The 12521-nt window shown below is 44.0% G+C and carries 13 protein-coding genes and 1 tRNA gene; 7 read left to right on the top strand and 7 right to left on the bottom strand.

Going from position 1 to position 12521, the window contains the following annotated elements; translation table 11 throughout:
• Nucleotides 1–121 precede the first annotated feature (121 nt).
• Nucleotides 122–829, bottom strand: a complete 708-nt coding sequence (locus VMUT_RS09720; RefSeq protein WP_013605245.1) for a metallophosphoesterase family protein — start codon at nt 827–829, stop codon at nt 122–124.
• A 240-nt stretch (nt 830–1069) separates the two neighbouring features.
• Here VMUT_RS09720 and proC point away from each other — a divergent pair, with 240 nt between their 5' ends.
• Genes proC through VMUT_RS09705 form a run of 3 tightly spaced genes read left to right on the top strand, consistent with a single transcriptional unit; the run spans nt 1070 to nt 4057 of the window.
• Nucleotides 1070–1909, top strand: coding sequence for a pyrroline-5-carboxylate reductase (gene proC, locus VMUT_RS09715; protein ID WP_148224733.1), 840 nt, complete (start codon nt 1070–1072; stop codon nt 1907–1909).
• A gap of 32 nt (nt 1910–1941) precedes the next feature.
• A complete protein-coding gene (locus VMUT_RS09710) occupies nt 1942–3111 on the top strand; it encodes a trans-sulfuration enzyme family protein (protein ID WP_013605243.1) in 1170 nt (389 codons plus the stop codon).
• Complete coding sequence (locus VMUT_RS09705; protein ID WP_013605242.1) at nt 3104–4057, top strand: MBL fold metallo-hydrolase; 954 nt, start codon at nt 3104–3106, stop codon at nt 4055–4057. The genes VMUT_RS09710 and VMUT_RS09705 overlap by 8 nt, the downstream gene beginning before the upstream one ends.
• A 115-nt stretch (nt 4058–4172) precedes the next feature.
• Here VMUT_RS09705 and VMUT_RS12335 read toward each other — a convergent pair whose 3' ends face one another.
• Nucleotides 4173–4958, bottom strand: coding sequence for an MFS transporter (locus VMUT_RS12335; protein WP_013605241.1), 786 nt, complete (start codon nt 4956–4958; stop codon nt 4173–4175).
• 97 nt (nt 4959–5055) lie between these two features.
• Nucleotides 5056–5178 carry a hypothetical protein gene (locus VMUT_RS13255; protein ID WP_013605240.1) on the bottom strand — a complete coding sequence of 41 codons (123 nt, stop codon included), beginning with the start codon at nt 5176–5178 and terminating at the stop codon, nt 5056–5058.
• A 355-nt stretch (nt 5179–5533) separates the two neighbouring features.
• On the opposite strand from VMUT_RS13255, the gene VMUT_RS09690 reads away from it, so the two are divergent.
• Entirely contained in the window at nt 5534–6712 is a 1179-nt protein-coding gene (locus VMUT_RS09690) for an NAD(P)/FAD-dependent oxidoreductase (protein WP_013605239.1), read from the top strand.
• Here VMUT_RS09690 and rimI read toward each other — a convergent pair.
• Nucleotides 6689–7198, bottom strand: coding sequence for a ribosomal protein S18-alanine N-acetyltransferase (gene rimI, locus VMUT_RS09685; protein ID WP_048057011.1), 510 nt, complete (start codon nt 7196–7198; stop codon nt 6689–6691). The genes VMUT_RS09690 and rimI overlap by 24 nt on opposite strands.
• Before the next feature lie 52 nt (nt 7199–7250).
• Between rimI and VMUT_RS09680 the strand changes: the two genes are divergently transcribed.
• Both VMUT_RS09680 and VMUT_RS09675 read left to right on the top strand, forming a co-directional pair.
• Complete coding sequence (locus VMUT_RS09680; protein ID WP_013605238.1) at nt 7251–8009, top strand: metallophosphoesterase family protein; 759 nt, start codon at nt 7251–7253, stop codon at nt 8007–8009.
• 34 nt (nt 8010–8043) lie between these two features.
• Nucleotides 8044–9873 carry a DUF2079 domain-containing protein gene (locus VMUT_RS09675; protein ID WP_013605237.1) on the top strand — a complete coding sequence of 610 codons (1830 nt, stop codon included), beginning with the start codon at nt 8044–8046 and terminating at the stop codon, nt 9871–9873.
• Here VMUT_RS09675 and VMUT_RS09670 read toward each other — a convergent pair.
• The 3 genes from VMUT_RS09670 to VMUT_RS09660 all read right to left on the bottom strand — a co-directional run bounded on the left by VMUT_RS09670 (nt 9870) and on the right by VMUT_RS09660 (nt 11360).
• On the bottom strand, nt 9870–10196 hold the full coding sequence (locus VMUT_RS09670) for an AbrB/MazE/SpoVT family DNA-binding domain-containing protein (RefSeq protein WP_013605236.1): 327 nt from the start codon (nt 10194–10196) through the stop codon (nt 9870–9872). The two genes, VMUT_RS09675 and VMUT_RS09670, sit on opposite strands and share 4 nt — an antisense overlap.
• A gap of 464 nt (nt 10197–10660) precedes the next feature.
• A tRNA-Thr gene (locus VMUT_RS09665) sits at nt 10661–10750 on the bottom strand.
• A 40-nt stretch (nt 10751–10790) separates the two neighbouring features.
• A complete protein-coding gene (locus VMUT_RS09660; RefSeq protein ID WP_013605235.1) occupies nt 10791–11360 on the bottom strand; it encodes a DUF998 domain-containing protein in 570 nt (189 codons plus the stop codon).
• 92 nt (nt 11361–11452) lie between these two features.
• On the opposite strand from VMUT_RS09660, the gene VMUT_RS09655 reads away from it, so the two are divergent.
• A complete protein-coding gene (locus VMUT_RS09655; RefSeq protein WP_013605234.1) occupies nt 11453–12505 on the top strand; it encodes an NOG1 family protein in 1053 nt (350 codons plus the stop codon).
• The last annotated feature ends 16 nt before the right edge of the window (nt 12506–12521 follow it).

Raw genomic sequence — 12521 nt, 5'->3', positions numbered from 1 at the left:
TGATAAGCCGGCGGTGGGAGCGAAAGGCAATGAACCCACCGGCCCCAGCCCCGTGGGCACGTGATAAGATGACACCCCGAGGATGGGGCAAAGCCCGACGAAGGCAGAAGGGTGAAGAGAATCAGTGGGATGCGGGGAACGGGGCACTATCTATCCAGGAACCAGTATTGACAATGCGTAACCCCCTATTTACACCAGGTACGTGTGTATGCCCAATCACGATCCAGTCAGTGGCCTTTGCGCCGGTCTTTGCATTAATTGTAAACCTAACTAGCCTATCGTATGCTCCGTTAAGTAGTTTATTCATTAACGATGCAATTAATCCATTCTTAACTATGTAATCACCGTGTAAAAACCAGTAAGTGTTATTACCCATGACTACCCTCAATACTCCATGAATCGCCTTGATACTCACGCCGTTAATTTCATAATGAACCTCACCATAATTAACCCTTGGGTCGTGATCGTACATTGCCATTACATAAATCACCTTCCTCAAACTACCTATACTAGTTAGGTTCAGGCGATGTATTAATTCATGTATATGTGATTGACTTAGTGACTGCCCATGTGCTCTGTCGAATAGGTCTCCGTTAATTATTAGGTAAATATTATTATCTTGATTAATGCTCCTTATATAATTACCGATACAGTTGAGGTCTCTTGTATTAGATTCTAAATGTAGATCTGAGACGGCTATTATTGACGAGTCTTCGTTCAACTCTACCGTCTTTACGTACGCGTTATCGTATATGAACGGCATTTCGTAAATTGTAAGTATAATGATCAATCCTAGTATTAATGGCACTGCGATTATTGCTTGATTCATGATACGTCGCCTTAGCGTGTATTGTTAAAGTATTTAAATAGTTCAGTACTCCGCCGTTTGCCGTCATCGTTCATAGCTCTTGAACCTCATCACTATTAATTGTTTAAAGGAGCCCTGGTTTTAAAGTTTTAGTGATGAGATCCTAGCCGTCGGATTTGATGATGTGGATCACTTGGCTGACATATCCATATTATCTATAGCCAACGCAATGCTTATAAATAGGTGTTGTGGCTTGGCTTATTGGGTGGTTTTATTGCCAGGTATGCAATAATAGGGCTTGGTAAAATAGGGACCGCCATAGCTAAGTCCCTGATAAAGTCTGGTGTTGATCCTTCAAGCATAAGTGGTAGTGTTAGAAGGGTTGAGAGTGTTAATAGGGTTAGGCGTGAATTGCCCGGCGTCTTTGTCTCCACGAATAATGCGGAGGTTGTTAAGGATGCTGATGTCGTGATACTTGCCGTTAAGCCTTACCAGGTTCTCGATGCGTTGATACCGATACGTAATATCCTCGGTAATGAGCAGCTTCTCATTTCGGTTGTGGCTGGTGTGACTACGGGGATTATTGAGGAGCTTGTGCCGTCAAAGGTCATTAGGGCTATGCCCAATATTGGCATTGTGATAGAGAGGGGTGTGACGGCAATAGCGCCTGGCTCTAGGGTTTCTGAGGATGATGTTAGGAGGGCTTGCAATATATTTGGTTCAATGGGTAGGTGCGTCGTTGTTAATGAGCGCTATATGGATGCCATAACAGCCATCAGTGGCTCTGGCCCTGCCTTTATGGCTTTGATATTTGAGGCTATTTGGGAGGCTGGGTTGTTGCTTGGTATACCGACCGATATTTCCTGGGAGTTGGCTGTAGGAACTCTGGAGACTAGTGCTGAGTTGCTTAGGTTTAAGAGGCCGTGGGAGGTTGTTGAGGAGGTTACGACGCCTGGGGGTGTCACGATTAGAGGTATTAAGGTTGCTGAGGAGGGTAGTTTGAGGGGTTTGATAATGAGGATGATTGAGGAGACGGCCAGGAGGGGTCGCGAGATTAGTCAGGAGATTGAGGCTAGCATTAGGTCAAAAGTCAGTGGTTAGGGACGCAATACTTAACTACTAGCCTTAAAACCATGGGTTTCGTGGGTAAGGGCACGAAGAGCGTGCGTGGTGGTGTTAGGCATACTAGTGATGATATTGGTTCTGTGATTGAGCCCATATACCAAACGGCATTATTTGATTTTAGGGAGCCCGAGAGGAAGCCGTCATTGCACGGTGTCGTTCCGCTTAAGTACTCTAGGGAGGATAATCCGACGGTTCATTCCGTGGAGAGTAAGATGGCTGAGCTCGAGCATGGTGCTGATGCCGTGGGTACCTCAAGTGGTATGGCCGCCATAACGACGTTACTAATGGCGTTGCTTAAACCCGGCATGCAGATCTTGATACCACTGGATGTCTACGGCTCCACACTGGTGCTGCTTGAGAGGTTGAGTAAGTTTGGGGTTAGGGTCGTAATTACGGATCCAGGTAATGATAGTGTGATTAAATCGCTCGTTAAGGGTATTGACCTGGTATTCATAGAGTCAGTGTCAAACCCACTGCTTCGGGTTTACAACATACCCGAGATCGTGAAGCTTGCCCGCGATGTTGGTGCTAAGGTCATTGTTGATAATACGTTGGCTACACCCATTGGTATCACGCCAATTGAGTATGGGGCCGACTTCGTAATTCACAGCGCCACTAAGTACCTAAGTGGCCATAATGATGTCGTTGCTGGCTTCGTGATTGGCAGTGACGCTGAGGCTATGAAGAGTGTTTGGGAGTGGAGGAGGTTCATTGGCACTGTGATGGAGCCATTCACGGCATTCCTGGTGGATAGGGGATTGAAAACCCTCCACATCAGGATGAGAAAACACGAGGAGAATGCAAGGGCTGCTGCTGAGTTCTTGATGGAGCATCCGAAGGTTGAAAGGGTTTATTATCCGTGCCTAAATGGCCATGAGTCGTACGAGCTGGCTAAGAAGCTCCTTAATAACTGTGGTGGGATTGTGAGCTTCGAGGTTAAGGGTGGTTTAAGGGAGGCCTTGGCTGTTTATAAGCATGTGAAGATGATAATCCCGAGCGTGAGCTTTGGTGGTACCGAGAGCATAATAACCCATCCGGCCAGTACGACGCACGTTCATTGGAGCCCTGAGGATAGGGCTAGGGCTGGCATTAGGGATAACCTACTTAGGCTTAGTGTTGGTCTTGAGGATGTCGAGGACATAATCAGCGACCTTGACCAAGCACTTAACCATGCCTAGGCCTGTTGAATTGCTTAAAAATAATGTTAATGCATTATCATCAATGCAATCACAAAAACTGCAGAAGCTCTCGAATAACGTGTATGTGGTACCTGGCAGGACAAATGCCGGTGTTCTCATTGTTGATGATAATGAATGCGTGGTGATTGATACCGGGATTGATGAGGATTCAGGCCGAAGAATCTTTAATGCCGTTAAATCCCTGAACCTTAAAATTAGGGCCATTGTTAATACGCATCATCACGCAGACCACATTGGTGGTAATGCATTAATTGTTAAGAGGAGCGGCGCCACAGTCTACGCAACACCTGAGGACAAACCCTTCATAGAGAGGCCAGTGCTTGAGCCACTTTACCTCTTCGGCTCATTTCCGCCCAAGCTGCTCCGGACCAAGCTTCTTGAGGCAGAGGGCGTGCCTGTTAGGGATTTGGATGACCTACGTAGGGAGGTGGGATTTGAGGCGATGCCATTACCAGGGCATACGATGGGTATGGTTGGGATATCCTACGGTAATGTATTGTTCACAGCCGATGCGTTCTTCCCAGTAGACATTATACAGAAGTATGGTGCACCGTACCACCTCAACGTTAAGTCGGCACTCGAAAGCCTTAGGAAGTTGCTTGAGGTGGTGGGTAAATTTGAGTACGTGGTTCCTGCCCACGGCAATGTACTGAGACCTCCTGAGGCTATTAGCGTTATTAATGAGAATTTAAATGCAATAAATAGGTTGAGGGATTTTGTGCTTAATAACATTAGTGATTCCGTGATGCTTGAGGAGTTGATCATGAAAATCTTCTCATCACTTGGCATAAGCATTGATTCACCGCATAATTACCTATTGAATCGCTCGGCCCTTCTATCATACATTGCCTGGCTCTCCGATGATGGTCTATTAACAATTAATGCCGTGGGCAATAAATTGCTTGTCTCTAGATTAAAGGCGTGAATAAATTGAACGAAACAGCATTAGCCTCCCAATATCATTAATGATCTTAAGACCTCTACCAAGCCTCTTACTTTTAGTATTATTCCTTCACCCTCCTTTCTTAACGTTAATCCCCTTAATCCTTAAGACTTACTTTCCCATAGACAGCATTTAGAGCTAAAAATACTATTACGCCCATTACCATCGCTAGTAATAGAGCCTCAGGCGCGCCTATGGCAGTGCCTATGAAGGCCCAGATAACAGCACTTAAAACCTGCGCCACCGTGAACATGGCCCATGCCGATGAATAGACAATGCCGAACTCACTACGTGGAGTCACGTAAATGAGAGCACTCCCAATCGCTGTGAAGAATGCATTAATGAATATGTTATACACCAGGTTTGTTATGAATAGTAGTGGTACAGCAATTATTAAGCTCCTGATCGTTATGGGTATTACGCCAAATCCTGTTCTAATGATCAGCGCCGTTACTGCGAGAACATAAATAACATTTAACCTATCAACCCTAAACCTAGGCGTAAGCATAGACCCAAGCACCGCACCTATTAGGCCGAACACATTGTCAATACTTGCAAGCAAGGCCACGTTGTAATAGAGGGATAATACGCTGTAGCTCAGGATATCGATTGATATTATTAATAGAAAGATTATTATTGCCGTTGTTTTTAAGTCATTATTTATGATTCTCCTAGCCCACCATAGTAGTTTATCCTCATCAATGGTCAGCGTACCATCGTTATTCAATTCACCGACCCCATTAACATCGTCATAGAGCCTAACCATACACTTACTCAATGTTCCATCGGGCATTACCACGAATGAGTTAAGCCACGATACATAGCATATGTAAGGTGATGGTAATTCAAAGAGCTTCAACCCAAGCGATCTCGCGTACTCCATAATCTCCTCAACAACATTATTATTGACTGGATAAACCCTATCATCATTCGAACCACCTAGTCTCGATATTGACCTTATATGGAAGGAGAACCTACCATCACCCCCTCAAAATCTCGGCAAACCTCCTCGGTAATGACTCAACACTCTCTATGTTATCCCTGTGTAGGTGAACCCTAATGACCATTCTAAAGCCCAGGTTTGAGTTATGGGCATTAACCATATTATTCCATATTACGTCAAAGGTCGGTAATCCCCTTATTTTAACCCGCTCTTTTCATCTCCATACCAAGAATTATTGCTACATTTAAAATACTTAAACAATGTTGTATATTATTAAGTAAATATAATGATAAAAATCCTAAATATTGCCATCTCGATAAAAATATTACCACCAATATTTTTATATCGAATATTGACATTGAGGCGTTTTGCATCGTTATTTTAACCCTAATCAGGTTCATTAAACCCATGATTTTAGGTACAGCCTTTTGTAATTTAAATGAACTGGGCATTACCTTCTAAATGCCATTGACTTAGAGTTTTGTTTTATATTCACGTGGCTTAGCCATGCCTTGATGGGTATGACCCGTAAAAAGGTGGTTATAATTGGTGGTGGGATTGCTGGGTTGACGGTAGCTAATACACTGATTGAGGGGGCTAAGGACTTGGTAGAGGTTACGGTTATAACGAGGGATAGGCATTATGTTGGTGGTCCTACGAGACCGTTGTTATTAACTAATGAGGAGGAGTATGGCAGGATCATTAGGGGTTATGAGGAGGTTGGTTTGAAGGGCGTTAATGTGGTTACTGGCGACGTGGTCAGTATAGACCCAGGTAATAGAGTTGTTAATTACACCGAGACCTTGCTCGGGAATAACGTGAAGAGCCTAGACTATGACTACCTAGTACTGGCACCCGGCGTGGTCTTTGATGGGTCGTCAATAAACGGCTACGATAAGTATTGGTACATGAACACTAATGTTTATGACCCAGGTAGGATCCACGTGCTCAAGAATAGGGTGTGGAGCATGAACGAGGGCACAGTAATAGTGTACGCACCAAAGGCTCCCTATCGCTGCGCCCCTGCACCGACTGAGACTGCGTTGCTTATTCACACGATACTTAAGTACAGGGGTGTTAGGGATAAGGTTAGGATAATACACATCGATGCCAATGATAAGACACAACCACCAGTTATTGCTGATGTTGTTAAGGCGATTTATGATAAGGCAGGTATTGAGCTAGTCACGAACCAAGAAATCGTTGAGATGAATGATAAGGAAGTAATAACGAGAAGCGGTGAGAGGTATAGGTACGACCTACTGGCAATGCTTGAACCTAACAGGGTTCCATCATTCATTAGGGATGCTGGCCTAGGCACTGATTGGGTTGAGATTAGGTCACCAACAGACCTGAGAAGTCCTAAGTTTGATGATGTACTTGCCGCCGGCGATACGGCGAAACTGCCATATCCAAAGAACCAGGAGATCGCCCTAGAGAGCGCATTATTCGCCACCAATAAGATCCTGGAGGACCTCGGCAGCAATGAGAGGGTGTCTGTGCAGTATGCATTCGTTGGTTGGGCTTATGTCGGTAATATTGAAGGTAAGTTGGAGACCATAAGTGTTCAATTCGGCTTTGACTACACGCAACAGCCACCAAAACCGAGTAAGGACCCTGAGCCGAAGAGGGATTACACGGTGCAGAAGGATCGTTGGATGCAGACGTACTTAAGAAGATTGTTTGGCTACTGAGCAGCATTTACTTATTAATGCCTTAAATTTATCATTCTCGAGTATCATCAAGTAAGCATCCTCACCGTCATTGTAATAGCTCCTTAATACGTCGCGCACGTCGAAGCCAAGCTTCCTGTAAAGGGTTATGGCCGGTGTGTTTGATACCCTAACCTCGAGTATCACGTGATCAATGCCCCTCTCAGCCATTGAGCATATTGACTGGCACATTAATGTGTTACCGATGCCCATCCTCCTATAGTTCCTGAGGACTCCAACGGATATCACGTGACCCCTACCAAGGCCCTCTATGCATGATATTATGTAGCCCACGGGCTTACCATCCATGAATGCTATGTAGGAGTAATTTGTGCAGTTTCTGCACAACCAATTAATGAAACCTAGGGTATACTGCTCACTTGGCTTGAATATCTCTATCTCAAGACTTACTATTATGTCCATGTCATCGTCTGGATCACACCTCCGTAGTTCAAAGCCACCTTTCATTTAATCATAAACCTGGAAAAGTAATTTAATAATATGCTTTACCACCTATTAAATGGTCGCTAGGATACTCGCCACAGCAGACATTCACTCGCCAAAGTACTTCCCAAGGTTTAGGGAGTCTATTAAGGATATTGGCAGGTTCGATGCCGTGCTCATAGCAGGTGACCTAATGGAGGAGGGGAAGATTGAGGGATTGAAAATATTAATCAACGAACTAAAGAAACTAAGTGACACAATAATTGCTGTACCAGGCAATGAGGAATACGATGAGGTCATGCCGAAGGCCAGAGAACTCGGTGTCATTAAGTGGCTTGATGATGACGTGATTAAATTAACGATAAATGACGTGGCACTCAGGATAATCGGTTCAAAGGGATCCCTGGAGAGACCAACAACGTGGCAATTAAAGCACATACCTCACATAGCGGATACGTATAGGCGCAGGGTTGAGTGGCTTAAGAAAACCATTAACTCATCGAGGGAATTAACAATCCTACTAATACACTATGCACCAACGTTTAAGACCCTCCAGGGTGAGGACCCAAGGATTTGGCCGAGTCTTGGGGTTAGGGATTTAGAGAATGCAATCTTTAGTAATAATGTTATTGCAATACATGGTCATGCCCACAATTCCGTGACTAGGTGCGTTAAGTCCGGTAATTCCTATATAATTAATGCCGCGTTCACAAACATTTGGAAGCCAATAATACTCGAGGTTAGTAATGAGGGGTTAAGTTCGATAAGCATTAATTGCCAGGAGATTAAGCATGAGAGGAGCGGTGGACCATCAATACTTGATTTCATGAAGTAATTACTTAATAATTCCTTAACCATGACCTCAGTAAATGCGGAGACCAGTCAGTGCTAGTGGCCTGGTGGTTTACCTCGGTATAGCGGTATACATCGTGCTGATGTCATACTATACATTATTGAAATACCTAACCTTCCATACCCATGCCGCAGACCTTGGCGTCTTCGCCCAGGCATTGGCGTCAACGTTGTACTACCATAGGCTGCTTTATGAGAGCGTTGATGTGGCGATAATACCGAGGCCAGGGCCAATAGGCTATAGCTTCCTGGACGTCCACTTCTCACCAACGCTATTCCTATTCCTGCCCATATACGCGGTATACCCAAGCCCAGCCACGTTACTTGTGGCTCAAACAATACTCATAGCCCTCGGCGCACTGCCGATTTACTGGTTAGGTAAATACTTGGGTAGGGATTGGTTAGGCGCCTTCTTTGCAATCATCTACCTAGTGAACCCATTGGTCCAGGGTGTAAACTCCTTCGATTTCCACATGGAGGCCATATTCATGCCCCTGGCCCTATACTCAACGTACTTCCTAATAACGAGGAGGTGGAGAATTTACTACCCAATGTTACTACTTACGCTTGGTACCATCGAGTTTGCACCAATACCCATGACACTGCTTGGCCTGTATTACGTAATTATTAATGCCAGGAGAAGGCGTGAATTAATTCATGGTGTATTAACAATCGCGATATCAATGGTCGTCCTCCTAATCGCCCTATGGATGAAGACTGTTCTCAATCCACTCGGGCCAACAACGGCATCCCCACTCTCGGGCCTACCTGAGCAATACGCCTCATCATTTAGCTTCGGCATCCTTATTTCAGTCATTAAGGACCCATTATTGATACCGAGACTATACTCAATGCATGGCACTGAGAAGTTCCTATACTTCCTAGAGCTCTACGCACCAACGGCATTCACATCCTTCCTAGACCCGCTGGTCCTCCCATCGCTTACGTGGCCACTGGCATCCTTCTTAACGAACGATGTCATTTACTACAGCCCATTCTTCCAGTATAGTTCATTCTCAATACCGTTCATAATATTGTCGTCACTAATTGCCGTGTCGAAAACACACACCGAGCAGCAGAGGAGGTTAATGGCGTTAATACTGATCTCAACGTTAATAGTGCTCCTCGGCGTTAGCCCACTAATTCACTTTCAATATCAATTGACTAGGGTTGATTACGAAATTTGGAATGCATTGAGATTAATACCGAGTAACGCCACAGTGCTTGTCCAGAATAATTTATACCCACCATTCTCAAACAACATAAACGCCTACACACAGTGGTACCCATGGTTAAGGCCCGAGTACATAGTGGCTCAGCCGAACAGCCCCTGGTTCACTTGGTGGGGCACGCCGTATAATGAGTATGTGAATGCGGCATTAATGGAGGGCTATGGAGTATACATGGTGCTTGGAAACTCATTATTGGTCCTAAGGGCGAATTACACAGGCAAACCAGTAATATGCGAACCAGTCGCCCTAAACATAACGCCAAGTACAGTCTCATTAATCAATGGGCAGGCAATTAATGGCAAGATAGCCCACACATCCAATGAGCCGCCTGGGACTTGGTTCATGGTAAATGTGACATTACCACCAGGTCAGTACGACATAGTAATACAGTACTCATGGGTGGGTCCCGAATACTTAAGGCTGTTAAACATAACATTAGCATACATAAAAGTTAATGGGTATACAATAGACCTAACGATAGATAATAACGAATCATTAATCACAATATACAATAAGTATTACGGGAGTATTGCGATAACTGTGTATGCCAATTACGTGGTTAACACGACCATATACATAGAGAGGTTTATAATTAATGGGCCAGTTTGCAATTAGGAGAGTCTGAAGGGCTTTATGTCTATTATCTCGATTTCATCGCCAGGTCTAATCCCGTAGGCCTCCCTAACCTCCCTAGGAATAGTAAACTGCCTAGAGTCCGTGTGCCTAGTCCTCAGTAACTTAACGCCCTTAACAGTAATTAGGATCCCATTGTATGAGACAGTAATGACCGCATACTTAAGCCCAGAAATACCTAAAACCCTAACTAAATTCGCTGGTATCAAGACCTGGTTATTCAGGTAAACCCTAACCCTATATGGTAACTTAGTAACCCTATAACCTGGCGCACCACGCCTCTGCCTCAATTCTTGACCATCCATTACAAAACCAAACCCCAGGGAAGTATAAAAAATTAATGTTTAATAGAAAGAGAAAACCAGCCGAGAAGCAGTCATGACTTGCAACTCAATGCATGATCGTAATAACCCGATACATTAACCACGAAGCCAAAGGTTGGGATATTGAAAATCCCAGACACACTAACCAGGGTTACAAACCAAGTAACCCTTGGTATTATTTATGGGAACTGTAATTGCCAACCCAATGAGCGTCCATAGAAATGGGCCCACCACAATGCTGGAGTTTAACCCATTAACTAAGCTAAATTCATTAACACCTATTGAAGCTAAGTCATAACTAAGTTGAGTTGGGTTAACACCATATCAATTAAAAAGTTAATTTAGTGATAATACATGTTACTGTAATTGATAACTAATGATAACTAATTAAACAGTCAGTAACTCCACCCAGGCCACAAAATCAAATGAAGAACAAATGCCTTAAATGGAGCCCCGGCCGGGATTCGAACCCGGGACCTCTCGCTATTTGGGTTAACATACCAAGCGAGCGCTCTACCAGGCTGAGCTACCGGGGCGAGTTTGTGTTTTTATTGGGGATTTAAGTTTTTTCGGTTGTTAGGGTTTAGATCTTTGTGATGGGTAGTTCATTAGTTCTGCCGCGAATGCTAAGGCCCAGATTAGGTTTGGGTATACTATCATTCTTTCCATCCCACCGGGACCTAGGCCCAGGTACATATTCAGTATGTATAGTATTAGGGCGATTAGGCCCACGGTACCCAGTATTGGCCATAGTACCCTGCCTGGACTTCTCGATATCCTTATTGTTGGGTATGACGATATTGATGCGAATAGGAAGGCTATTAATGCGAAGATTAGGTGGAATGGATGTATGGTCTCTGGGAATATGCCAACGCCCATTGCACCAATGCCCGTTAGGGCTATTGTTATTGCGAAGATCCTGCTGAGTCCCCATGCGAGGACTGCAGCAATTATTAGTAGGAGGCCCATGATTATTATTGAGGAGTTGAATATAACTGCCGTCGACCCAACACCCAAGTCGCTAATGTAATTCCGGGAGACGGAGTATCCTGGGTAAAGCGCCTCTGCAATGAGCATTAGTAGTAGGAATTCAGCCACGCCAATGAATATTAGGAGCCCTGCAACGCTCAATTTGCTAATGCTCATCTCATTAACTAATTATTATCGCCTATTAATTACTGTGGCTATTTAGGTTATGTATATTATTTGGTTAAACGTTTATTAAGGGGACCTTGGTAATGATGCTGGTCATTAACGTGATTAAGGTACCTCATGTACCGACCAGTGAGGAGTTGTGGAATGCCGTGATTGGTGTTTACTTTAGCCTTCAGACTAGGAATCCGAGTGTTGAACCTGGCATTGATAGGTTGAGGAGGCTTGAGTTGAGGAGGGTTAGGGAAGTTAGGAGGTACTTAAGCGATGCCTTTCGTGATGTGGCCCTTGGAATGCCCTTCCTAGACTCCCTGCATCCATTCTATAGGGAGTTGATTGAGTTAATGATTGATAGGACCATGTATAAGCACTCCCTGGCAAAGGTTGGTCATGCCACGAAAGCCCTCTCATCAATTTATAAGGATACTGTCTTATCCATTAAATCAGCAACGACGAGTAATGACATAACCAGGGCGAGGAGGAACTTCTTAGCCAGGATAAGGAACCTACTCATGGATTTGAAGCCGGAACTTGATTTCCTAAAGAACACAGCAACAAAACTCGATAAACTACCAAACATAGACCCAAATCTATTCACAATAGTTGTGTCTGGCATGCCTAATGTTGGGAAGAGTAGCTTCGTTAGGTGTGTGAGTAGTGGTAAGCCTAAGGTTGCTGAGTATCCATTCACTACTAAGGAGTTACATGTTGGTCACTTCACGGTACTCAACGATGTGAAGGTTCAGGTAATAGATACACCCGGACTCCTTGATAGGTCGTTAAGTGAACGTAATAGGATCGAACTTCAGGCAATACTGGCACTTAAGTACTTGGCAAGAGTCATAGTCTTCATAGTAGACCCAACAAATCATAGTGGCTATTCACTAATAGAGCAAGTAAACCTGTTGAGAGAGATTAAAGACAATTTCAATGCGCCAACGCTTGTACTTATAAATAAGATTGATATAGCAATGGAAAGCGAGGTAGGCACGGCATTGAGTAATGTAGCCCTTATTGATAATTCAATACCCGTATTTAGAGTATCAACTATTAACTGTAATGGTTGTAGGGATGTTATTAATTACATAATTGATAATTACATAATACCGATGCTCAAGGAAGTACTAAGTAGCCGATGAGGGATTAAATATTATA

This window comes from Vulcanisaeta moutnovskia 768-28 (assembly GCF_000190315.1).
In the GTDB taxonomy this organism is placed as follows: Archaea; Thermoproteota; Thermoprotei; order Thermoproteales; family Thermocladiaceae; genus Vulcanisaeta; species Vulcanisaeta moutnovskia.
Note: the sequence above shows the minus strand (reverse complement) of the source record. Positions and strands in the feature narration are given on the sequence as shown.

What these genes read in the sequence shown, in the direction of transcription:
- VMUT_RS09670 (WP_013605236.1), bottom strand. Translation starts at nt 10,196, where the DNA reads ATGGATGGTCAAGAATTGAGGCAGAGGCGTGGTGCGCCAGGTTATAGG.
- VMUT_RS09710 (WP_013605243.1), top strand. Translation starts at nt 1,942, where the DNA reads ATGGGTTTCGTGGGTAAGGGCACGAAGAGCGTGCGTGGTGGTGTTAGG.
- VMUT_RS09660 (WP_013605235.1), bottom strand. Translation starts at nt 11,360, where the DNA reads ATGAGCATTAGCAAATTGAGCGTTGCAGGGCTCCTAATATTCATTGGC.
- VMUT_RS12335 (WP_013605241.1), bottom strand. Translation starts at nt 4,958, where the DNA reads ATGGAGTACGCGAGATCGCTTGGGTTGAAGCTCTTTGAATTACCATCA.
- VMUT_RS09690 (WP_013605239.1), top strand. Translation starts at nt 5,534, where the DNA reads ATGGGTATGACCCGTAAAAAGGTGGTTATAATTGGTGGTGGGATTGCT.
- VMUT_RS09680 (WP_013605238.1), top strand. Translation starts at nt 7,251, where the DNA reads ATGGTCGCTAGGATACTCGCCACAGCAGACATTCACTCGCCAAAGTAC.
- rimI (WP_048057011.1), bottom strand. Translation starts at nt 7,198, where the DNA reads ATGAAAGGTGGCTTTGAACTACGGAGGTGTGATCCAGACGATGACATG.
- VMUT_RS09705 (WP_013605242.1), top strand. Translation starts at nt 3,104, where the DNA reads ATGCCTAGGCCTGTTGAATTGCTTAAAAATAATGTTAATGCATTATCA.
- VMUT_RS09655 (WP_013605234.1), top strand. Translation starts at nt 11,453, where the DNA reads ATGATGCTGGTCATTAACGTGATTAAGGTACCTCATGTACCGACCAGT.
- VMUT_RS09675 (WP_013605237.1), top strand. Translation starts at nt 8,044, where the DNA reads ATGCGGAGACCAGTCAGTGCTAGTGGCCTGGTGGTTTACCTCGGTATA.
- VMUT_RS13255 (WP_013605240.1), bottom strand. Translation starts at nt 5,178, where the DNA reads ATGGTTAATGCCCATAACTCAAACCTGGGCTTTAGAATGGTCATTAGG.
- VMUT_RS09720 (WP_013605245.1), bottom strand. Translation starts at nt 829, where the DNA reads ATGAATCAAGCAATAATCGCAGTGCCATTAATACTAGGATTGATCATT.